Source organism: Streptomyces sp. NBC_00209, from assembly GCF_045206345.1.
Lineage (GTDB): Bacteria > Actinomycetota > Actinomycetes > Streptomycetales > Streptomycetaceae > Streptomyces.
Map to the genome: position 1 here is coordinate 5,737,836 of NZ_CP108121.1, position 20,448 is coordinate 5,758,283.

Sequence of the window (20,448 nt, forward strand, 5' to 3'; positions counted from 1 at the left end):
CGAGGGTTGCGCGCCCTTGACAGCGGGGCGTTCGATTGCCGACACAACGGGCCGGGTCCGGCGGATTGTGTTGCTGCGGACAGGGGACACGCCATAGAGTCGCCAATCGTCGGCATGGTGCCACGCTGACCTATCGATAAGTTTCCTGGTCACGTCCAAGGAGGTAAGACGACTTGTGAATGAGTCGACAATTACTCCCGGGGGTGTTCAACCAGGGATGCCTGCACGGGGCCAGAGCCCGAACGGGCTGGAGGCTGTCGGCTCCGTCGCTGTCCGCACCTTCTCCACCCACCAGCACATGACGACAGCCCCCCAGATGATGGACGGCCTACACGTGAACGCCATGGCCGGCAACGAGAGTGGCCGGGACACCGCCCCCCTCGCCGACTTCGCCGAGACGCCCCAGGCGCATTTCTACGACCCCGACGCCGAGTACGAGCCCGACCCGGAGTACGCGGCCACGCTCGCGCCGGACGCCGCCCGGCAGCGCCGTGAGCGGATCGGCCCGACCGGCCGCCCCCTGCCCTACTTCCCGATCCCGGGCCCGCTGACCGACCACGGCCCCGCGAAGATCATCGCGATGTGCAACCAGAAGGGCGGCGTCGGCAAGACCACGTCGACCATCAACCTGGGCGCCGCGCTCGCCGAGTACGGACGGCGCGTGCTGCTGGTCGACTTCGACCCGCAGGGTGCCCTCTCGGTCGGCCTCGGGGTCAACCCGATGGAGCTCGACCTCACCGTCTACAACCTGCTCATGGAGCGGGGCATGGCGGCCGACGAGGTCCTGCTGAAGACCGCGGTCCCCAACATGGACCTGCTCCCCAGCAACATCGACCTCTCCGCCGCCGAGGTGCAGCTCGTCAGCGAGGTGGCCCGCGAGTCGACGCTCCAGCGCGCCCTGAAGCCGCTGATGGCCGACTACGACTACATCGTGATCGACTGTCAGCCCTCGCTCGGCCTGCTCACGGTGAACGCGCTGACCGCCGCGCACAAGGTCATAGTGCCGCTCGAGTGCGAGTTCTTCGCGCTGCGCGGGGTGGCCCTGCTCACCGAGACGATCGAGAAGGTCCAGGAGCGGCTCAACCCGGACCTGGAGCTCGACGGCATCCTCGCCACCATGTACGACTCCCGTACGGTGCACAGCCGCGAGGTCCTGGCACGGGTGGTCGAGGCGTTCGACGACCACGTGTACCACACGGTCATCGGGCGCACGGTCCGCTTCCCGGAGACCACGGTCGCCGGTGAGCCCATCACCACGTACGCGTCCAACTCGGTCGGTGCCGCCGCCTATCGCCAGCTCGCCAGGGAGGTGCTCGCCCGGTGTCACGCCGAGTGAGTCTGCCCGGGGCCGACGAACTGTTCCGTACGACCGGGGGGATGGGGCTCCAGTCCTCGTCGCCCGCGGAGCGCAGGCGCAAGGCGAACGGCGAGGCCCGGGTCCCGGCTCCGGCCGGTGAGAACGAACCCGGGGCCGAGGCGCCGGGGGAGACCGCCCCGGACCCCGGCGCCGACGCGGGCGACTCGCGCAGCCGGTCCGCCGAGGGCGACCGGGTCGCCGTCGCCGCCCAGGCCGGCCGCCGCCCGCAGCAGCCCGCCGAACCCGCCCCGGCGCCCGTCGTGCAGCAGCAGCGCAGGCGCGGCGGCGGACGCGGTGCGAACCGGCGGCCCAGCGGCCGCGAGCGCCACGACGAGAAGATCACGGTCTACGTCTCCGCCGAGGAGCTGATGGACCTGGAGCACGCGCGCCTCGTCCTGCGCGGCGAGCACGGCCTCGCCGTGGACCGGGGCCGGATCGTCCGCGAGGCGGTCGCCGTCGTCCTGGCGGACCTGGAGTCGCGCGGCGACGCGAGCATCCTCGTACGACGGCTGCGCGGCCGCTGACCGGTACGGCGCCGGTAGCCTGCCCGGAAGGCCCGCCGCCGGTCGTGCGGCCCGCCTCCCTTTCGTACGGGCCGCCGCCCGCCGCCGTAGCCCGCCCGCGCACCCTGGATCTCCATGCCGACACCCGACGAGCCCGCCCGCACCGCCCGTCGCCCCCTGGGGCGCGGGCCGGGGGCGGGGGGCGTGCCCGTGGAGGCGCCGGCTCCGCCTGAGGCGCCCGCGCCGGAGGAGGTCCCCGAAGCGGCCCCCGCCCCCGACGACGGCCGGTTCAGAGTCCGGCTCGCGAACTTCGAGGGTCCCTTCGACCTGCTCCTCCAGCTGATCTCCAAGCACAAGCTGGATGTGACCGAGGTCGCCCTGTCCAGGGTCACCGACGAGTTCATGTCCCATATTCGCGCGATGGGCCCCGACTGGGACCTGGACCAGACGACCGAGTTCCTGGTGGTCGCCGCGACCCTCCTCGACCTGAAGGCCGCCCGGCTGCTCCCCGCCGCCGAGGTCGAGGACGAGGCGGACCTCGCGCTCCTGGAGGCCAGGGACCTGCTCTTCGCGCGGCTCCTCCAGTACCGCGCGTACAAGCGCGTCGCCGACATCTTCAGCGGCCGGCTCGAAGCTGAGGCCCGCCGCTTCCCCCGTACCGTCGGCCTCGAACCGCACCACGCCGCACTGCTGCCGGACGTCGTCATCAGCATCGGCGCCGAGGGCTTCGCCCGGCTGGCCGTGAAGGCGATGCAGCCGAAGCCCGCGCCGCAGGTGTACGTCGACCACATCCACGCCCCCCTGGTCAGCGTCCGCGAGCAGGCGGGCATCGTGGTCGCCCGGGTCCGCGAGGCCGGCGAGATGAGCTTCCGGGCGCTGACCGAGGACGCGCCGGACACCCTCACCGTCGTCGCCCGCTTCCTCGCCCTGCTGGAGCTGTACCGGGAGAGGGCCGTCGCCCTGGACCAGGACGTGGCGCTCGGCGAGCTGATGGTGCGCTGGGCCGGCGAGGCGGGGGCCGAGCCCGTCGTGACGGACGAATTCGACCAGGAGGCCCCGGACGCCCCGGACGGCCCCGAGACCCCGGAGGACGAGACGCCATGATGGACCCCACCGGCTCCGCGGTCGCGGACCTCGACCTCAAGCCCGCCCTGGAGGCCGTCCTGATGGTCGTGGACGAGCCCGCCACCGAGGAGCACCTGGCCAAGGTGCTGGAGCGCCCCCGACGGGCGGTGGCCGCCGCGCTGCGGGAGCTGGCCGACGAGTACACCGTGCAGCGGCGCGGCTTCGACCTCCGGCTCGTCGCGGGCGGCTGGCGCTTCTACACCCGGCCCGCGTACGCGGCGGCGGTCGAGGGCTTCGTTCTGGACGGCCAGCACGCCCGGCTGACCCAGGCGGCGCTGGAGACCCTGGCGGTGGTCGCGTACCGGCAGCCGGTGGGCCGGTCGCGGGTCTCGGCGGTGCGCGGGGTGAACTGTGACGGGGTCATGCGGACCCTGCTCCAGAGGGGCCTGGTCGAGGAGGCGGGCACGGAACCCGAAACAGGTGCGATCCTGTACAGGACGACGAACTACTTTCTGGAGCGGATGGGCCTGCGTGGCCTGGATGAGCTCCCGGAGCTCGCGCCCTTCCTCCCCGAGGCGGACGCGATCGAGGCCGAGACGCCAGAGGGTGTGCCGTCGTTCGATCCGGACGCACCGGACACCCCGGAAACTCACGCAGACGACAAGACGGACTTTTGATGCGAAGCAGTGGCAGGAACAGCGGTAGCGGCGGCGGCAGGAGCGGCGGCAGCGGCGGGGGCCGGAGCGGCAGGAACAACAGCGGCACCGGCAGGAACAGCAACCCGAACGCGCGGACCCCCCGCTCGGAGCGCGAGGACCGCCGGAACGAGGAGCGCCCCCGCAAGCCCAGGCCCGAGGAGCGCCGCTACGACACGGGCTCCGACAAGCCCGGCGCCGACGGTGCCCGCAAGGGGCGCGGCGCGGCGGCCCGGGGCGGCGCCAAGGGCGGCCCGAAGAGCCCGCAGGGCGGCGGCGCGAAGGGCGGCGCCCGGCGCGGTCCGTACGGCGCCCCGGCGCGCCCGCGCGAGCTCGACGCCAAGATCGAGCAGCGCAACCGCGACCGGTACGCGAACAAGCCCGAGATCAAGACCCCGAAGACGCACCCGGGCGCCGAGCAGGAGGGCGAGCGGCTGCAGAAGATCCTGGCCCGCGCCGGCATGGGCTCGCGCCGCGCCTGCGAGGAGCTGATCGACCAGAGCAGGGTCGAGGTGAACGGTGAGATCGTCGTCGAGCAGGGCATGCGCGTCGACGTGCACAAGGACGAGATCAAGGTCGACGGGCTGACCGTCGCCACCCAGTCCTACCTGTTCTTCGCGCTGAACAAGCCGGCCGGGGTCGTCGCCTCCATGGAGGACCCGGACGGGCGCCAGTGCCTCGGCGACTACGTCACCAACCGCGAGACGCGGCTCTTCCACGTCGGCCGGCTGGACACCGAGACCGAGGGCATCATCATGCTCACCAACCACGGCGAGCTGGCCCACCGTCTCACCCACCCCAAGTACGGCGTCAAGAAGACGTACCTGGCGGCCATCCAGGGCCCCCTCCCGCGCGACCTGGGCAAGCGGCTCAAGGACGGCATCCAGCTGGAGGACGGGTACGCCCGCGCCGACCACTTCCGCGTCGTGGAGAACACCGGCAAGAACTACCTGGTCGAGGTGACCCTGCACGAGGGCCGCAAGCACATCGTGCGCCGCATGCTGGCCGAGGCGGGCTTCCCCGTCGACCGGCTGGTGCGCACCGGCTTCGGTCCGATCGCGCTGGGCGACCAGAAGTCGGGCTGGCTGCGCCGGCTCACCAACACCGAGGTGGGCATGCTGATGCGCGAGGTCGGGCTGTAGCCCGTCCCTCGTAGCGCCTGAAGGCCCGCGGCCGGTTCCCCGGAATTCTCCGGAGAGGAACCGGCCGCGGGCCTTTCGCATGCTCGGTCCAGCATTTATAGTCATGGTGACTATTAAGGAGGTGGGCGTGAGTCTCGCGGACATACTCGATCCCCTGCGGCAGCCCCTGGTGACGGTCCTGGACACCCCGGTCAGCTGGACCGAGGTGCTGGGCTTCGGCAGCGGCGCGCTGTGCGTCTGGCTCGTGGCCCGCCAGCACCTCGCCAACTGGCCGATCGGCATCGCCAACAACCTCTTCTTCCTCCTGCTGTTCACCCAGTCCGGCCTGTACGCCGACGCCGGACTCCAGATCGTCTTCATCGCCCTCGCCGCGTACGGCTGGTGGACCTGGACCCACGGGGGTGGACCGGGGACGGAGCTGCCGGTGCGGCGCACCACGCGCACCGAGTGGACCGGGCTGCTCGTGGCGGGGGCGGTGGGGACCGCGGCGCTGACCGTCCTGCTCGACCGGGCGACCGACTCGACCGTGCCGTTCTGGGACGCGCTGACGACCGCGCTCTCGCTCGCGGCGACCTACGGGCAGTGCCGCAAGCTGGTCGAGTCCTGGTGGCTGTGGATCGCCGCCGACCTCGTGTACATCCCGCTGTACGCGTACAAGGAGCTGTACCTGACCTCGCTGCTGTACGTGGGCTTCCTGACGCTCTGCCTGACCGGCCTGCGCAACTGGCGCCGCGACCTCACCCCGTCCACCCCAAACCCTGGGACCCTGGCATGAAGCGCTACCCGCACGGACTCGTGCTCGGCAAGTTCTACCCGCCGCACGCCGGCCACCACCACCTCGTCCGCACCGCCGCCGTCCGCTGCGAACGGCTCACCGTCCTGGTCTGCGCCGCCTCGGTGGAGTCCGTCCCGCTCGCCGACCGCGTCGACTGGATGCGCCAAGCCCACCCCGACGTGACGGTGGTCGGCGCCATGGACGACACCCGCATGGACCTCCACGACCCGGCGATCTGGGACGCCCACATGGCCGTCTTCACCGCCGCCGTGCCCGAGCGGGTGGACGCCGTCTTCACCTCGGAGTCGTACGGGGACGAACTGGCCCGCCGCTTCGGCGCCGAGTCCGTCTGCGTCGACCCGGACCGCACCGCGTACCCCGTCTCCGGTACCGCCGTCCGCGCGGACCCGGCCGACTGCTGGGGCTTCCTCGAAGCGCCGGTGCGGGCGGCGCTCGCCCGCCGCGTGGTCGTCCTCGGCGCGGAGTCCACCGGCACCACCACACTGGCCCGCGCGCTCGCCGCCCACTACCGGCAGCGCGGCGGGATCTGGGCGCACACGGGGTACGTGGCCGAGTACGGGCGCGAGTTCAGCGAACGGAAACTGGCCGGGCTGCGCGAGCGGTGGCCCCGGGCCCAGTGGGAGGACGTCACCCTCGCCACCCATGACTTCCCGCACATCGCCGAGGTCCAGAACGCCCGCGAGGAGGAGGCCGCCCGCACCGGCTCCCCGGTGCTCTTCTGCGACACGGACTCCTTCGCGACGACCGTCTGGCACGAGCGGTACGTGGGCGGGCGCAACCCCCTGGTCGAGCGCGTCGCGGACCGGGCCCGCCACCACCTGTGGCTGCTCACGGACCACGAGGGCGTCGCCTTCGAGGACGACGGGCTGCGCGACGGCGAGGAGCTGCGGCCCTGGATGACCGACCGCTTCCGGGCCGAGCTCACCCGTACCGGCCGGACCTTCATCGAGGTGACCGGCAGCCGTGAGGCGCGCCTCGCCCGCGCGGTCGAGGCCGTCGACGCGCTGCTCGCCGAGGGCTGGGACTTCGCCGCGCCCCTCCCGGAGCACCGATGAGCGCCGCCGCCCCCGAGGGGTACGACCCGAGCGCCTTCGAGCCGTTCGCGGTCACCGTGGACCTGGCGGTCTTCACGGTCCGCGAGTCCCGGCTGCACGTCCTGCTGGTCGAACGCGGCGCGGAGCCGTACCGGGGCCACTGGGCGCTCCCCGGCGGCTTCCTGCTGCCCCGCGAGTCCGCCGGGGCCGCCGCCCGCCGCGAGCTGGCCGAGGAGACCGGGCTGAGCGACGACACCGTCTCCGGCCTCCACCTGGAGCAGCTGCGCACCTACAGCGACCCGGACCGCGATCCCCGGATGCGCGTCGTCTCCGTCGCCCACACCGCCCTCGTCCCGGACCTGCCCGAGCCGCGCGGCGGCGGTGACGCGGCGGGCGCGCGCTGGTGGGACGCGGCCCGGACGGGCCCGCTCGCCTTCGACCACGACCGCATCCTCGCGGACGCCCGCGACCGGGTCGGCGCCAAGCTGGAGTACACCTGCCTGGCCACCGCGTTCTGCCCGCCGCACTTCACCCTGGGCGAGCTGCAACAGGTCTACGAGACGGTCTGGGGCGTCGAGCTCGACCGCCCCAACTTCCGCCGCAAGGTCCTCGCCACTCCGGGCTTCGTGCAACCCGCGGAGGGGGCCCCGCGCCGCACCGGCGGCCGCGGCAAACCGGCCGCCCTCTACCGGGCGGGCGACGCCACCGCACTCCACCCCCCGCTCCTGCGACCGGAAGGACGCCCAGCATGACGACGACCCGTACGAAGAAGGCCGCGACCGGCGCGCTGACCGGGCTCGCGCTCGGCGACGCGCTGGGGTTCCCCACCGAGTTCAACGACGTCCCGTCGATCCTCGCCACGTGCGGGCCCTGGCGGGAGATGGAACTGCCGAAGCCGGCCTTCGTCACCGACGACACCCAGATGACCCTGGCGCTGGGCCGGGGCCTGCGCACCGCCATGGACCGGGGCCTGCTCACCGGGCTGCGGCTGGCCCGCCCGGTGCGCGAGGAGTACGTCGACTGGTACCACTCGCCCGACAACAACCGCGCCCCCGGCCGCACCTGCCTGGAAGCCTGCGAACTCCTCGACAGCGACCGCGTCTGGCAGGAGGCGAGCCGGACCGGCTCCAAGGGCTGCGGCGCCAACATGCGCGTCGCGCCCATCGGCCTGGCGCCCGGCCTCAGTGACGAGCAGCGCTCCGGTGCCGCCCAGCTCCAGTCGGCCCTGACCCACGGCCACCCGACCGCGCTCGCCGCCTCCGACCTGACCGCCCGGGCGGTGCACCTGCTCGCCCGGGGCACCGAACCCCTCGGCCTGATCGGACAGCTGCGCTCGTACGCGTACGAGAACCGCGAGCGCTACCTCGACCGGTGGCTCGGCGACCTCTGGCGCCACACGCACGACGCCTCGCCCGAGGCGTACATCAGCCGGGGCTGGGACGAGTGCCTGGCCGCGCTGGAGACCGTCCAGGACGCCCTGCGCGCCCCCTCGCCGGAGACCGACCCCTGCGAGCGGACGGGGGACGGCTGGATCGCCGAGCACGCCCTCGCCACCGCCCTGCACTGCTTCCTGCTCTTCCCGGACGAACCCGTCACCGCCCTGCGCCGCGCCGCCTGCACCCGGGGCGACTCGGACTCCATCGCCTGCCTGACCGGCGCGCTGGCCGGTGCCCACCTGGGGCCGGACGCCTGGCCCGCCGCATGGGTGGAGCGCATCGAGTACCGGGACGAGCTGCTGGAGCTCGGGGCGCTCTGGGACGCCTGAACCGCGCTCAGGCCGCCGCCGACGCCCGCCGTGTACGGACCAGGAAATCCTCGACGCGGGCCCGGTCCGGCCCGGCCGGCAGCGGGGAGGCGCCGGTCGCCTCGTCGTTCTCGGCGGCGAGGCGGGTCATGCGGCGTTCGACCTCCGGCCAGGGGACCTCGCCGCGCCTGACCGCGAGGAGGGCTTCGCGGGCCTCGCCCACCTCGATCGTCAGTTCGCCGGTGCGCAGCAGGTCCCGGCAGCTCGCCAGCAGGCGCAGCAGGTGCATCGCGTGCTTCCAGCGCGGGGCGCCGTGGACGCGGACGTCCGCCTCCAGCTTGCGGCGCTGGGCCAGGGCGTAGCGTACGAACGAGTCGTGCGCCCGGCGGGAGAGGAAGGCGCCGCGCAGGGCGAGCAGTTCCCGGCCGGTGTCGTCCACGTGCTCCACGAGCGGCGAGTGCAGGCACTCCAGCACGTTCGGATTGGCTCGCAGCGCCAGCTCGCAGAAGCGTTCCAGCTCCCAGGAGAACTGCTCGTCCGCCGGACCCTCGATGTGCGTGGGCGGCTTCTCGAAGCGCCAGAACAGCGGGGTCGGTGCCAGGAACACGCCCCGCCGGTCGGTGTCGCTGGTCTCGGTGGCGAGACCGAAGGCGCGCGACCCCATCACACAGGAGTACACCGTGTGGCGGCGCACCAGGTCCTCGTCGGTCGGCGTGATCATGCCGGGAGGCTACGCGAGGACCGGGCGCGGGCGCGTCTCATAAAAAGGGCGGGCGGGCACGGGACCCCGCCGCCCCTCTACGCTGATCGCAAGCAGCAGCGCTACTGGTAGCGCACACGCAAGAAGCGGTACGGAACAAGCGAGGAGCACGACGTGGCGGTACGAGCGGTCCGGGGCGCCGTCCAGTTGGACCGGGACGAGACCGGGCACCTGCACGAGCAGGTCGGCGCCCTGCTCACCGCCGTGCTGGAGCGCAACGAACTCGTCGCGGACGACCTGATCAGCATCTGGTTCACGGCCACGCCCGACCTGCACAGCGACTTCCCGGCCGCCGCCGCGCGCTCCCTCGGGATCGTCGACGTGCCGCTGATCTGCGCCCAGGAACTGGACATCGAGGGGGCCATGCCCCGGGTGGTCCGGGTCCTGGCGCACGTCGAGACCTATCTGTCCAAGGCCGAGATCAACCACGTCTACCTCGGCGCCACCGCCGCCCTGCGCAAGGACATCGCCCAGTGAGAACCGCCGTCGTCATCGGTACCGGCCTCGTCGGGACCTCCGCGGCCCTCGCCCTCGCGGGCCGGGGCGTCACCGTCCACCTGGTCGACCACGACCCCGAGTCCGCCAGGACCGCCGCCGCGCTCGGCGCCGGTACGAACGAGCCGCCCGAGGGCCGCGTGGACCTGGCGGTCGTCGCCGTGCCGCCCGCCCACACCGCGACCGTGCTCGCCGCCGCCATGCGCGACGGGGTCGCCCGCGGCTACCTCGACGTCGCCAGCGTGAAGGGCGGCCCGCGCCGCGAGCTGGAGGCGCTGGGGGCCGACCTCACCCCGTACATCGGCACGCACCCCATGGCCGGCAAGGAGCGCTCCGGTCCGCTCGCCGCGACCGCCGACCTCTTCGAGGGGCGGCCCTGGGTGCTCACCCCGACCCGGGACACCGACACCGAGGTGCTGAACCTCGCCCTGGAGCTGGTCGCGCTGTGCCGGGCCGTCCCGGTCGTCATGGACGCCGACGCCCACGACCGGGCCGTCGCGCTCGTCTCGCACACCCCGCAGCTGATCTCCTCGATGGTCGCGGCGCGGCTTGAGGACGCCGACGAGAGCGCGGTGCGGCTGTGCGGGCAGGGGATCAGGGACGTGACCCGGATCGCGGCCTCCGACCCGCGCATGTGGGTGGAGATCCTGTCCGCCAACCCCGGTCCCGTCGCCGACGTCCTCGCGGGCGTCGCCGCCGACCTGGAGGAGACGGTCACCGCGCTGCGCGGGCTCCAGTCCGCCGACGAGGAGAAGCGGCGCGCGGGCACCGACGGCATCCGCGACGTCCTGAGCCGGGGCAATGCGGGCCGCGTCCGGGTGCCCGGCAAGCACGGCGCCGCCCCGGCCTCGTACGAGACGGTCGCCGTCCTGATCAGCGACCGGCCCGGCGAGCTGGCCGCGATCTTCGCCGACGCGGGCCGGTCCGGGGTCAACATCGAGGACGTGCGCATCGAGCACGCCGGCGGCCAGCAGGCCGGTCTCGTCCAGCTCATGGTTGAACCCAGCGCCGCACCCGGCCTGGCGGCGGCCCTCCGCGACCGGGGCTGGTCGATCCGTCAGTAGGACCGTGGGACACTAACCGGTCGCACGCTTGTCCACAGGGGTGACCGGACTCCTCCCCGCACTCGGTAACCTTGTGCGGGGCGGGTTCACGCGTCCCGCCCAGCCCGCCCCGAGCACCAGGAAGGTGTCCACCACCGTGGAAACCGTAAGCGCCGCCGTCCGGACCGCCCCGGCCGCAGTGATCGTCGCCATCGACGGCCCCTCCGGCACCGGCAAGTCCAGCACCTCCAAGGCCGTCGCCGCCCAGCTCGGCCTCAGCTACCTGGACACCGGCGCCCAGTACCGCGCCATCACCTGGTGGATGCTGAACAACGGGATCGACGTGCACGACGCCGCGCAGGTCGCCACCGCCGCCGCCAAGCCCGTCATCGTCTCCGGCACCGACCCCGCCGCCCCGACGATCACCGTCGACGGCGAGGACGCCTCCGGCCCGATCCGCACCCAGGAGGTCACCTCCAAGGTCAGCGCCGTCAGCGCCGTCCCCGAGGTGCGCACCCTGATCACCGAGCTCCAGCGCACCATCGCCGCCGAGGCGGAGAAGGGCATCGTGGTCGAGGGCCGCGACATCGGCACCACCGTGCTGCCCGACGCCGACATCAAGATCTTCCTCACCGCGTCGCCGGAGGCCCGCGCCGCCCGCCGCAGCGGCGAGGTCAAGGGCGCCGATCTCGCCGCCACCAAGGAAGCGCTGATCAAGCGGGACGCCGCGGACTCCGGCCGCAAGACCTCCCCGCTCGCCAAGGCGGCCGACGCGGTCGAGGTGGACACCACCGAGCTGACCCTCCAGCAGGTCATCGAGTGCGTCGTCACCCTCGTCGGGGAGAAGCGGGCCGCGAAGTGACCGACGCCACGAGCGCGCCCTCGCCGCGTGGTGCGGCGGTCGGGCGCGGCATCGGGATCGGGCTGATGTACGGGCTCTTCAGGCCCCGTGTCCTCGGTGCCTGGCGGGTCCCGGCCGCCGGACCCGTCATACTCGCGGTGAACCACTCGCACAACATCGACGGGCCGATGCTGATGGGCACCGCGCCCAGGCCCGTCCACTTCCTGATCAAGAAAGAGGCGTTCGTCGGCCCCCTGGACCCGTTCCTGCGCGGAATCGGGCAGCTGGAGGTGGACCGCACGACCGCCGACCGCACCGCCATCACCCGCGCGCTCGGCGTGCTGGAGGACGGCGGGGTGCTGGGGATCTTCCCCGAGGGCACCCGGGGCGAAGGAGACTTCGCCTCGCTGCGCGCCGGGCTCGCGTACTTCGCGGTGCGCAGCGGCGCGCCGATCGTCCCCGTGGCCGTCCTGGGAAGCACCGAGCGCCGCGGACGGTTGATATCGGCACTGCCTCCGCTGCGCAGCCGCGTGGACGTCGTCTTCGGGGACGCTTTCGAGGCGGGCGACGGCAGCGGCAGGCGTACGCGCAAGGCGCTGGACGAGGCCACGCTGCGCATCCAGGCCCGGCTGACCGGCCACCTGGAGCACGCCGGGCGCCTTACCGGGCGCACCGGGTAAGACGTGAGTAGTGGATCGCGCGCTGCGTGGTCCATCGATGATGATGCAAAGAGGAACGGACTTCATGAACGACCAGATTCACTCCGGCGGCTCGGACCACGAGCACGGAGAGCTTGGCGATGCCGAGTACGCGGAGTTCATGGAGCTCGCCGCGCAGGAAGGGTTCGACCCCGAGGAGGTCGAGGGCGCGCTGGACGAGGCCGGTCACGGACCGCTCCCCGTCCTCGCCGTCGTCGGCCGGCCCAACGTCGGCAAGTCGACCCTGGTGAACCGGATCATCGGCCGCCGCGAAGCCGTCGTCCAGGACAAGCCGGGTGTCACCCGCGACCGCGTCACCTACGAGGCCGAGTGGGCGGGCCGCCGCTTCAAGGTCGTGGACACCGGCGGCTGGGAGCAGGACGTCCTCGGTCTGGACGCCTCCGTCGCCGCCCAGGCGGAGTACGCGATCGAGACGGCCGACGCGGTCGTCTTCGTCGTGGACTCCACCGTCGGCGCCACCGACACCGACGAGGCCGTCGTCAAGCTGCTGCGCCGGGCCGGCAAGCCGGTCGTGCTCTGCGCCAACAAGGTCGACGGGCAGAGCGGCGAGGCGGACGCCAGCGCCCTGTGGTCGCTCGGCCTCGGCGAACCGCACCCGGTCTCCTCGCTGCACGGCCGCGGCACCGGCGACATGCTGGACGCCGTCCTGGAGGCCCTGCCCGAGGCCCCGCCGCAGTCCTTCGGCACGGCCGTCGGCGGCCCGCGCCGCATCGCGCTCATCGGCCGCCCGAACGTCGGCAAGTCCTCCCTGCTGAACAAGGTGGCCAACGAGGACCGCGTCGTCGTCAACGAGCTGGCGGGCACCACCCGTGACCCGGTCGACGAGCTGATCACGCTCGGCGGCATCACCTGGAAGTTCATCGACACGGCCGGCATCCGCCGCCGCGTCCACCTCCAGGAGGGCGCGGACTACTACGCCTCGCTGCGCACCGCCGCCGCCCTGGAGAAGGCCGAGGTCGCGGTCATCCTGATCGACTCCAGCGAGTCGATCAGCGTCCAGGACCAGCGCATCGTGACCATGGCCGTGGAGGCGGGCCGTGCCGTCGTGCTCGCCTTCAACAAGTGGGACACGCTGGACGAGGAGCGCCGCTACTACCTGGAGCGCGAGATCGAGACCGAGCTCGCGCAGGTCGCCTGGGCCCCCCGGGTCAACGTCTCGGCCCGCACCGGCCGCCACATGGAGAAGCTGGTCCCGGCGATCGAGACCGCGCTCGACGGCTGGGAGACCCGCGTCCCGACGGGCCGGCTCAACGCCTTCCTGGGCGAGATCGTCGCCGCCCACCCGCACCCGGTCCGGGGCGGCAAGCAGCCCCGCATCCTGTTCGGCACCCAGGCGGGCACCAAGCCGCCGCGCTTCGTCCTCTTCGCCTCCGGCTTCCTGGAGCACGGCTACCGGCGCTTCGTGGAGCGCCGCCTGCGCGAGGAGTTCGGCTTCGAGGGCACCCCGATCCACATCTCGGTCCGGGTCCGCGAGAAGCGCGGCCGCAAGAAGTAACCCCGTACGAGGCGGTACGCGACAGCCCCGGAGCGCTCGGTCACCGAGCGGTCCGGGGCTGTCGCGTACGGGAGGTCAGGCGTCCCGTGAGCCGGGCGGCAGCGCCGCGGGCCGGGTACGCCCCGCGTGACGGCCCACCCGCTGCCAGCCGCCGAGGCTCCCGGAGCGGGTGCCCGTGCCGGAGCGGTCGCCCGCCGCCGTCACCGTACCGCCGGGGGAGGAGTGGCCCGAGTGGCCGCGCATCGGGGCGCGCGAGCCGAAGAGGCCGAGGGCCTGGAGGCCCAGACTCTCCTCGCCGGTCCGGTCACCCGGCAACGCCCGGAACGAGCGGCGGTACTCGGAGTACAGCGCGTCGTAGATCGGGGTGTGGGACGGGCCGCCCGAGGGGTCCTGCGCGGGACGCATGGCAGGGATCGGGCTCGGACGCTGGTGGAAGGGGTCGTATGAGTGCACGTAGGTGCCAACGACCTCGTCGGCCGTCGGATGCGGGCCTGCCGGGGAAACACCCGTCGGGCAGACAACTGTTCGCCGCCGGGGCCCCGGATACGCGGCCACGGTCAGGTCCCGGCCAGCGGCATGGCGGCGGCGACCAGCAGCCCGGCGGCCGACGCCTTCTCCAGTGCGTCGCGCAGCAGGTCCTCGCGGGGCTGCTGGCCGATGGAGCCCGCCGGGGCGGCGTAGACCAGCACGGTCTGCGACTTGTTGGCGGCGGTCCGCCAGCCCTCGGTGACCTGGAGCGGCGCGTGCGCCTGCCACCAGGCGACCGGGGTGCCGCCCCCCGTACCCGGCTGGAGCACGGCGTGCAGCTGGCCCATGGCGAGCAGGATCGACCAGCCGTGCAGCACCTCCGGCACCTGTTCCATGCGGTGGACCGGCTGGAATCCCTGTTCCAGGAGGAGCTGCAGGAACTGGTCGCCGTCCCGGCCGTCCGTCCCGGGGCGGGCGATCGCGCCGGTCGGCTCGACCACCAGGGCCGGGTGCAGCTCGTCGTCGATCAGGACGAGGCCGCTGGTGATGCCGAGGACGGCCTGCTCGGGGACGACCCGCTCCGGCTCCCCCTGGTCGCCGCCGGTGATGCTGCGGACGGCGCCCTGAAGCTGCTCCTCGGCGACCTGGACGACCTGCGAGGGGATGCAGCTGGCGTGCGCGAAGGCGAGCACGGCGGTCTCGTCGCCGACGAACAGCACCGTGCTGGTGCGCTCCTGCTCGGAGTCGCCGGGGGTGCGGCAGGAGGTGCAGTCGTAACTGCCCGGGGCGTTGTCGCCGACGAGCAGCCGGTCGGCTTCGGCGTCGCCGATCTCGGCGCGTACGTCCTCGCTGACGTCGAGCATGCGCGGCACGGGGGCTCCTCGAACTCGGTACGTGCGCCGGGGGGTTCCCGGCTCAGAGATGACAACGGGCGAGCCGCTGCCGGGGTCACGCGGGAAGCCGTACGGAATCGGGCCCGGGTGCGCCGGGAGGGTGGGGGACCGGCGGGGGATCGGCTGACAAAAGGGGAGAAAACAGCCCGCGCGGACGGGTGTGGAGGGCGGGCGCGGGGTACGCGCGCGAAGCGGACGGCCACCCGGCCGCGTGCCGGAATGCGCGGAACCGGGTTGTCCGCTATACGGTCCGGTGGCCACGGGCGGGTCCGTCCGATGGTATGTCTGTCGGTCCCGGGGATAAGGGTGCGATAAGGGAGGGTGAATTACCGGCGAAGCCCGTCTTCGCGGAACGTTTTCCCGCAGGAAATTCGGCCTCGTCCCCGGGTGGAAATCCTCGTCGATTTTCCGCCGGTCCGAAGATCGTTCACCGGCCTGTGCGATTACTGTGCGTCCGGTCGTGAATCGCACGTTCGGGTGAAGGGGTCCGTGGGGAACGCGTGTCGGGATCCTGTGACACAAGCGTGACCGGTGAGCGACGTGAGGATGCCGTGTGCCCGCGCGCGGCCCCCGCTACCGCCCCCGCGCCCGGGCGCCTACGGTGAGAGGTATGGCACCCATACCGACTCCGCCCGCCCGGCCCGACGACGCCACCGGCGCGTATGTGGGGCTCTCCGCAGAGACCGCCGAGCAGCGGGCCCGGGAGCACGGCTGGTCCACCGTACGGACCCTCGCACCGGGCACGGTCATCACCATGGAGTTCCAGGTGGGCCGGATCAACTTCGAGGTCGACGGCGGCGTCGTCAGGCGCTGCTGGACCGGCTGAGCCGCCCGGACTGCCGGCGTACGCGAGGAGGGGCCCCGACCACGTGGTCGGGGCCCCTCCTCGCGTACGCCGGGCTCAGCCGCCGGCGACCGGCCGGGCCGGAGCCGTGCCCCCGCGCGGCGTGCGGTCGGCATGCGGCGGGCGCCGGCTGCCGGCCGGCGTCACCGGGGACCGCTCCGAGCGCGCCGCGTGGGCCGCGGCCGGCGCGGGATGGGGGCGCGGGCGGCCATTCGCGGCCGGCGGACGGCCTGCCTGGCCGCGCGCCGGGCCCTGCGCCGCCGGCTCCTCCGCGGGCGGCTGCAGGGCCGGCTGTGCGGCCGGCACGGGCGCCGGGGCGTCGGGGGCGGGCACCGGGGCCACGGGGCGGCTGCCGGGGGCGCCCAGCCGGGCCCGGGCGGCGAAGATCCAGTTCTCGGCGCGGGTGATCAGCGGCTCCACCCAGGGCAGGCCGAGCAGGATCAGCAGGCCCGCCGCCCAGCCGAGGAGCACGTCGCTCAGCCAGTGCGTACCGAGGTAGACCGTCGTCAGACCGACGCCGAGCGAGACGATCGCGGACATGGCCGACAGATAGCGCCTGGCCCTCGGGGTGGCGGCCAGGTAGGCGAGGATCCCCCAGGTCACGACGGCGTTGGCGGTGTGGCCGGAGGGAAATATATCGCCGCCGGCGAAGAGCTCGGCCGATCCGATCCTGGTCGCGTAGTGCGGGCCGAGCCGGCCGAGGCCGATCTTGACCGCGCCCACCGTCAGGTTGAGCAGCAGCAGCGAGGCGCCGAGCGTCAGCAGCGGACGCAGGGTGTGCTGCCGCCAGGAGCGCCAGCCGAGCCAGCAGGCGACCATGACCGCGGTGGGCCCGCGCTGACCGAGGACCACGTAGTAGTCGAGGGCGGCGTGGATTTCGGGCCACTGCTGGTAGGGCCGGAAGAGCATGACCTTCCAGTCCAGGGCCACCAGCCAGGACGACATGAGCACGGCAACGACGATGGCCAGATAGAACGCCAACGTCCCGCCGAAGAGAGCGATGCGGTGACGGCTCATCCGCGGTGTCTCTATCTTCGGCGGTTCCGGCTCCCGGTCCAGCCGGGCGAAGAAGTCGGTACGCACCCAATCGACGTTACAGCGAGTGAGTGGGCGCGCCTGTCGATCCGGGCGCTTTGTGATGACGATGTGATGTGGAGTATGTCTCAGCCGCCGGGTTTTTCCAGGGAGTCCGAATAACCCATCTATTCTTTTCGGCCTGTTATGCGATTCCTGTTCGACAAATAATTCGCTGACGCCTGCGAAGAATTCCGGGGATCTCGAAGTGTGTTTATCCACGGTGCGGCGGAACGGAACGGAGGGTGCCAGTCCGGTTACCGTACGGCTTCGGGTGGGGGGTCGGACGGGGCCGCCGGGTGGCGTGCGCAGTGGCGTACGCCACACTCCGCCGGGTCGGACGGTATGAGATGGGCCACGTGTGGCCCCGCCGAACTCGCGTACGCTGACGGATCACTCGCCCGTCGACGCCGGGCCCGGACACCGCGTCCCGTGGGCCCGCCGAGAGCGAGGGGACCATCTGGGAGGTAGATGCATGACCGGGACGCCCACCGCCCGAATCCGTCTGCGCGCAGCCGCCGACGGTGCCAACCGCTGGGTCGTCCTGGTCGTCCTCTGCCTGAGCCTGCTGCTCGTCGCGCTCGACGCGACCGTGCTGCACGTGGCCGTCCCCGCCGTCACCGAGGACCTGCGGCCCAGCGCCGTCGGTCTGCTGTGGATCGTGGACGCCTACCCGCTCGTCTGCGCCTCGCTGCTGATCCTCTTCGGCACCCTCGGCGACCGGGTCGGACGCCGCCGCGTCCTGCTGCTCGGTTACGCCCTCTTCGGCGTCGCCTCGGCCGTCGCCGCCCTGGCCGACAGCGCGGGCGTGCTCATCGCGGCGCGGGCCCTGCTCGGCGTCGGCGGGGCGATGATCATGCCCGCCACCCTCTCGATCCTGCGCCAGGTCTTCCCCGACCGGCGCGAACGGGCCGTGGCGATCGGCGTCTGGTCCGCCGTGGCCGCCGTCGGCGCCGCCACCGGGCCCGTCATCGGCGGCTTCCTGGTCGAGCACTACTGGTGGGGCTCGGTCTTCCTGATCAACATCCCGCTGATGGCCCTGATCCTCCCGGTCGGCCGGCTGCTGCTCCCCGAGTCCCGGGGCAACGACGACGGACCCTGGGACGTGCTCGGCGCGCTGATGGCCGCCGGCGGGGTGCTCGGCATGGTCCTCGGCGTGAAGCGGGCCGGCACCGGCGAGGGGCTGGCCGACCTCGCGACCCTGGTGCCGCTGCTGCTCGGGGCCGCCCTGCTCGCCGCCTTCGTGCGCCGCCAGAAGCGGCGCACCCACCCGCTGATCGACATCGGCATGTTCACCCGGCCCGCCTTCTCGACCGCCGTCGGCTGCATCGTCCTGGCCATGCTCGCCCTGGTCGGCCTGGAACTCGTCGCCGTCCAGTACCTCCAGCTCGTCCTGGGCCTCAGCCCCCTGGAGACCGGTCTCCGGCTGCTGCCGCTCACCTTCGCCGCGATGGCCGCCGGCGCCACCGGCTCCCAGACCCTGCGCCGGATCGGGCCGCGCCGGATGGTCGGCTGGGGCTTCGTCCTGACGGCCGCCTCGGTGCTGGCCCTGACCGTGATGGGCCGCGACGACCGGCCCGTCCTGCTGGCCTCCGCCTTCGTGGCCCTCGGCTTCGGCCTCCAGTCCACGCTGTTCGGCGCGTACGAGTCGATGCTCAGCGAGGCCCCCGTCGATCGGGCGGGCGGGGCGGCGGCGATCGGGGAGACCTCCTACCAGCTGGGCGCCGGGATGGGGATAGCGCTCCTCGGCAGCGTGATGAACGCCGCCTATACGCCCGGCCTCGCGGGGCTGCACGCCGACGGCGTCCCCGCGTCCGCGGCCGCCGGGGCCGGTCACTCGCTCGGCGAGGCGTACCAGCAGGCCGCGGCGCTGGGCGGGCCGCTCGGCGCCGTCCTGCGCACCACGGCCCGGGACGCCTTCATCGACGGGCTGCATGTGACGCTGCTGGTCAGCGCGGGGCTCCTGCTGCTCGGGGCGCTGGCCGCGCTGCGGCTGCCCCGGGTGATGGAGTGCGCCCCGAAGCTCTGCGAGCCCCGGGAGCCGGTGGAGCGGCTCGACGACGCGCCACCGCGCGAGGCGGACCGGCTCGACGCGCCGCCCCGGGTGCCCGGGCGGCGCCGGCCGGGCGGGGCGGGCTCCGGACACTCTGGACGTCCGGCACGCCGGGTCGTAACGTCGGCACGGCACCGTAACTAACGCTGCTAGTTTTCGAGAACCGACGCTGCTGGTTTTCGAGCACCCCGCCGGAGGCGCACCCTCATGTCCACCGCCCCCACCCCGAAGCTCCCGCCCTTCGACCCCCGGGACCCGATCGGCGTCGACGACCTGCTGAGCCCCGAGGACCTCGCGATCCGCGACACCGTCCGCACCTGGGCCGCCGACCGCGTCCTGCCGCACATCGCCGAGTGGTACGAGAACGGCGAGCTGCCCGGCATCCGCGAGCTGGCCCGCGAGCTGGGCGCCCTCGGCGCGCTCGGAATGTCGCTCCAGGGCTACGGCTGCGCCGGCGCGACGGCCGTCCAGTACGGGCTGGCCTGCCTGGAGCTGGAGGCGGCCGACTCCGGCATCCGCTCGCTGGTCTCCGTACAGGGCTCCCTCGCCATGTACGCCATCCACCGCTACGGCTCCGAGGAGCAGAAGCAGCGGTGGCTGCCGGGCATGGCGGCGGGCGAGACCATCGGCTGCTTCGGCCTCACCGAGCCCGACCACGGATCGGACCCGGCCGCCATGCGCACGTACGCCAGGCGCGACGGCGAGGACTGGGTGCTCAGCGGCCGCAAGATGTGGATCACCAACGGCTCGGTCGCCGGTGTCGCGGTCGTCTGGGCGCAGACCGACGAGGGGACGGCCGGCACCGGCATCCGGGGCTTCGTCGTCCCGACGGACGCACCGGGCTTCTCCGCGCCCGAGATCCGGCACAAGTGGTCGCTGCGCGCCTCGGTCACCAGCGAACTGATCCTGGACGAGGTGCGGCTGCCCGCCGACGCCGTCCTGCCCGGGGTCAGCGGGCTGCGCGGCCCGCTCAGCTGTCTGAGCCACGCCCGCTACGGCATCGTCTGGGGCGCCATGGGCGCGGCCCGGTCCAGCTTCGAGGCGGCCGTCGACTACGCGCGCACCCGCGAGCAGTTCGGGAAGCCGATCGGCGGCTTCCAGCTCACCCAGGCCAAGCTGGCCGACATGGCCGTCGAACTGCACAAGGGCATCCTGCTCGCCCACCACCTGGGGCAGCGGATGGACGCGGGGCGGCTGCGCCCCGAGCAGGTCAGTTTCGGGAAGCTGAACAACGTGCGGGAGGCCATCGAGATCTGCCGCACCTCGCGCACGATCCTCGGCGCCAACGGGATCTCGCTGGAGTACCCGGTGATGCGGCACGCGACCAACCTGGAGTCGGTCCTCACCTACGAGGGGACCGTGGAGATGCACCAGCTGGTCCTGGGGAAGGCGCTCACCGGCCTGGACGCGTTCCGATGAGCGCCCGG

General features: G+C 73.0%; 21 protein-coding genes. 17 read left to right on the forward strand and 4 right to left on the reverse strand.

Features of this window, described 5'->3' with window-relative positions; translation table 11 throughout:
- Positions 1–217: 217 nt before the first annotated feature.
- The 9 genes from OG867_RS26095 (at position 218) to OG867_RS26135 (ending at position 8,357) form a co-directional block, all read left to right on the forward strand.
- Positions 218–1,336 (forward strand): ParA family protein, encoded by a 1,119-nt coding sequence (locus tag OG867_RS26095; RefSeq protein WP_328899509.1) that lies wholly within the window; start codon positions 218–220, stop codon positions 1,334–1,336.
- A complete protein-coding gene (locus tag OG867_RS26100; protein ID WP_406288938.1) occupies positions 1,333–1,881 on the forward strand; it encodes a hypothetical protein in 549 nt (182 codons plus the stop codon). The genes OG867_RS26095 and OG867_RS26100 overlap by 4 nt, the downstream gene beginning before the upstream one ends.
- 114 nt (positions 1,882–1,995) lie before the next feature.
- Complete coding sequence (locus OG867_RS26105) at positions 1,996–2,964, forward strand: segregation and condensation protein A (RefSeq protein WP_406288939.1); 969 nt, start codon at positions 1,996–1,998, stop codon at positions 2,962–2,964.
- Entirely contained in the window at positions 2,964–3,602 is a 639-nt protein-coding gene (gene scpB, locus OG867_RS26110) for an SMC-Scp complex subunit ScpB (RefSeq protein WP_406291176.1), read from the forward strand. Before OG867_RS26105 ends, scpB begins: the two co-directional genes overlap by 1 nt.
- Positions 3,602–4,762 carry a pseudouridine synthase gene (locus OG867_RS26115; RefSeq protein WP_406288941.1) on the forward strand — a complete coding sequence of 387 codons (1,161 nt, stop codon included), beginning with the start codon at positions 3,602–3,604 and terminating at the stop codon, positions 4,760–4,762. Before scpB ends, OG867_RS26115 begins: the two co-directional genes overlap by 1 nt.
- A gap of 127 nt (positions 4,763–4,889) precedes the next feature.
- Positions 4,890–5,537, forward strand: a complete 648-nt coding sequence (gene pnuC / locus OG867_RS26120; protein WP_406288943.1) for a nicotinamide riboside transporter PnuC — start codon at positions 4,890–4,892, stop codon at positions 5,535–5,537.
- The gene (locus OG867_RS26125; protein ID WP_406288945.1) at positions 5,534–6,613 is read left to right on the forward strand and encodes an AAA family ATPase; all 1,080 of its coding nucleotides are present in this window, start codon (positions 5,534–5,536) and stop codon (positions 6,611–6,613) included. The genes pnuC and OG867_RS26125 overlap by 4 nt, the downstream gene beginning before the upstream one ends.
- Positions 6,610–7,344, forward strand: coding sequence for an NUDIX domain-containing protein (locus tag OG867_RS26130; protein ID WP_328899503.1), 735 nt, complete (start codon positions 6,610–6,612; stop codon positions 7,342–7,344). Before OG867_RS26125 ends, OG867_RS26130 begins: the two co-directional genes overlap by 4 nt.
- On the forward strand, positions 7,341–8,357 hold the full coding sequence (locus OG867_RS26135) for an ADP-ribosylglycohydrolase family protein (RefSeq protein WP_328899502.1): 1,017 nt from the start codon (positions 7,341–7,343) through the stop codon (positions 8,355–8,357). The genes OG867_RS26130 and OG867_RS26135 overlap by 4 nt, the downstream gene beginning before the upstream one ends.
- Positions 8,358–8,364: 7 nt before the next feature.
- Here OG867_RS26135 and OG867_RS26140 read toward each other — a convergent pair whose 3' ends face one another.
- Positions 8,365–9,057 (reverse strand): DNA polymerase beta superfamily protein, encoded by a 693-nt coding sequence (locus OG867_RS26140; protein ID WP_328899501.1) that lies wholly within the window; start codon positions 9,055–9,057, stop codon positions 8,365–8,367.
- Between the two features lie 153 nt (positions 9,058–9,210).
- Here OG867_RS26140 and aroH point away from each other — a divergent pair, with 153 nt between their 5' ends.
- The 5 genes from aroH (at position 9,211) to der (ending at position 13,689) form a co-directional block, all read left to right on the forward strand.
- On the forward strand, positions 9,211–9,573 hold the full coding sequence (gene aroH, locus OG867_RS26145; protein WP_073968087.1) for a chorismate mutase: 363 nt from the start codon (positions 9,211–9,213) through the stop codon (positions 9,571–9,573).
- Positions 9,570–10,655, forward strand: a complete 1,086-nt coding sequence (locus tag OG867_RS26150; protein WP_328899500.1) for a prephenate dehydrogenase — start codon at positions 9,570–9,572, stop codon at positions 10,653–10,655. The genes aroH and OG867_RS26150 overlap by 4 nt, the downstream gene beginning before the upstream one ends.
- A 124-nt stretch (positions 10,656–10,779) precedes the next feature.
- Positions 10,780–11,496, forward strand: a complete 717-nt coding sequence (gene cmk / locus OG867_RS26155) for a (d)CMP kinase (protein ID WP_018103617.1) — start codon at positions 10,780–10,782, stop codon at positions 11,494–11,496.
- Positions 11,493–12,155 (forward strand): lysophospholipid acyltransferase family protein, encoded by a 663-nt coding sequence (locus OG867_RS26160; RefSeq protein ID WP_328899499.1) that lies wholly within the window; start codon positions 11,493–11,495, stop codon positions 12,153–12,155. Before cmk ends, OG867_RS26160 begins: the two co-directional genes overlap by 4 nt.
- Positions 12,156–12,219: 64 nt before the next feature.
- Entirely contained in the window at positions 12,220–13,689 is a 1,470-nt protein-coding gene (gene der, locus OG867_RS26165; protein ID WP_328899498.1) for a ribosome biogenesis GTPase Der, read from the forward strand.
- Between the two features lie 75 nt (positions 13,690–13,764).
- On the opposite strand, the gene OG867_RS26170 is transcribed toward der, so the two are convergent.
- Complete coding sequence (locus OG867_RS26170) at positions 13,765–14,094, reverse strand: hypothetical protein (RefSeq protein ID WP_406288949.1); 330 nt, start codon at positions 14,092–14,094, stop codon at positions 13,765–13,767.
- Positions 14,095–14,246: 152 nt separating this feature from the next.
- A complete protein-coding gene (locus OG867_RS26175) occupies positions 14,247–15,029 on the reverse strand; it encodes a hypothetical protein (RefSeq protein WP_406288952.1) in 783 nt (260 codons plus the stop codon).
- Between the two features lie 631 nt (positions 15,030–15,660).
- Here OG867_RS26175 and OG867_RS26180 point away from each other — a divergent pair.
- Positions 15,661–15,876 carry an I78 family peptidase inhibitor gene (locus OG867_RS26180; protein WP_406288954.1) on the forward strand — a complete coding sequence of 72 codons (216 nt, stop codon included), beginning with the start codon at positions 15,661–15,663 and terminating at the stop codon, positions 15,874–15,876.
- A gap of 75 nt (positions 15,877–15,951) precedes the next feature.
- On the opposite strand, the gene OG867_RS26185 is transcribed toward OG867_RS26180, so the two are convergent.
- The gene (locus OG867_RS26185; RefSeq protein WP_328899494.1) at positions 15,952–16,977 is read right to left on the reverse strand and encodes a phosphatase PAP2 family protein; all 1,026 of its coding nucleotides are present in this window, start codon (positions 16,975–16,977) and stop codon (positions 15,952–15,954) included.
- A 466-nt stretch (positions 16,978–17,443) separates the two neighbouring features.
- Between OG867_RS26185 and OG867_RS26190 the strand changes: the two genes are divergently transcribed.
- Both OG867_RS26190 and OG867_RS26195 read left to right on the forward strand, forming a co-directional pair.
- Complete coding sequence (locus tag OG867_RS26190; protein ID WP_406288957.1) at positions 17,444–19,165, forward strand: MFS transporter; 1,722 nt, start codon at positions 17,444–17,446, stop codon at positions 19,163–19,165.
- Positions 19,166–19,228: 63 nt separating this feature from the next.
- Positions 19,229–20,440, forward strand: a complete 1,212-nt coding sequence (locus OG867_RS26195; protein ID WP_328899492.1) for an acyl-CoA dehydrogenase family protein — start codon at positions 19,229–19,231, stop codon at positions 20,438–20,440.
- The last annotated feature ends 8 nt before the right edge of the window (positions 20,441–20,448 follow it).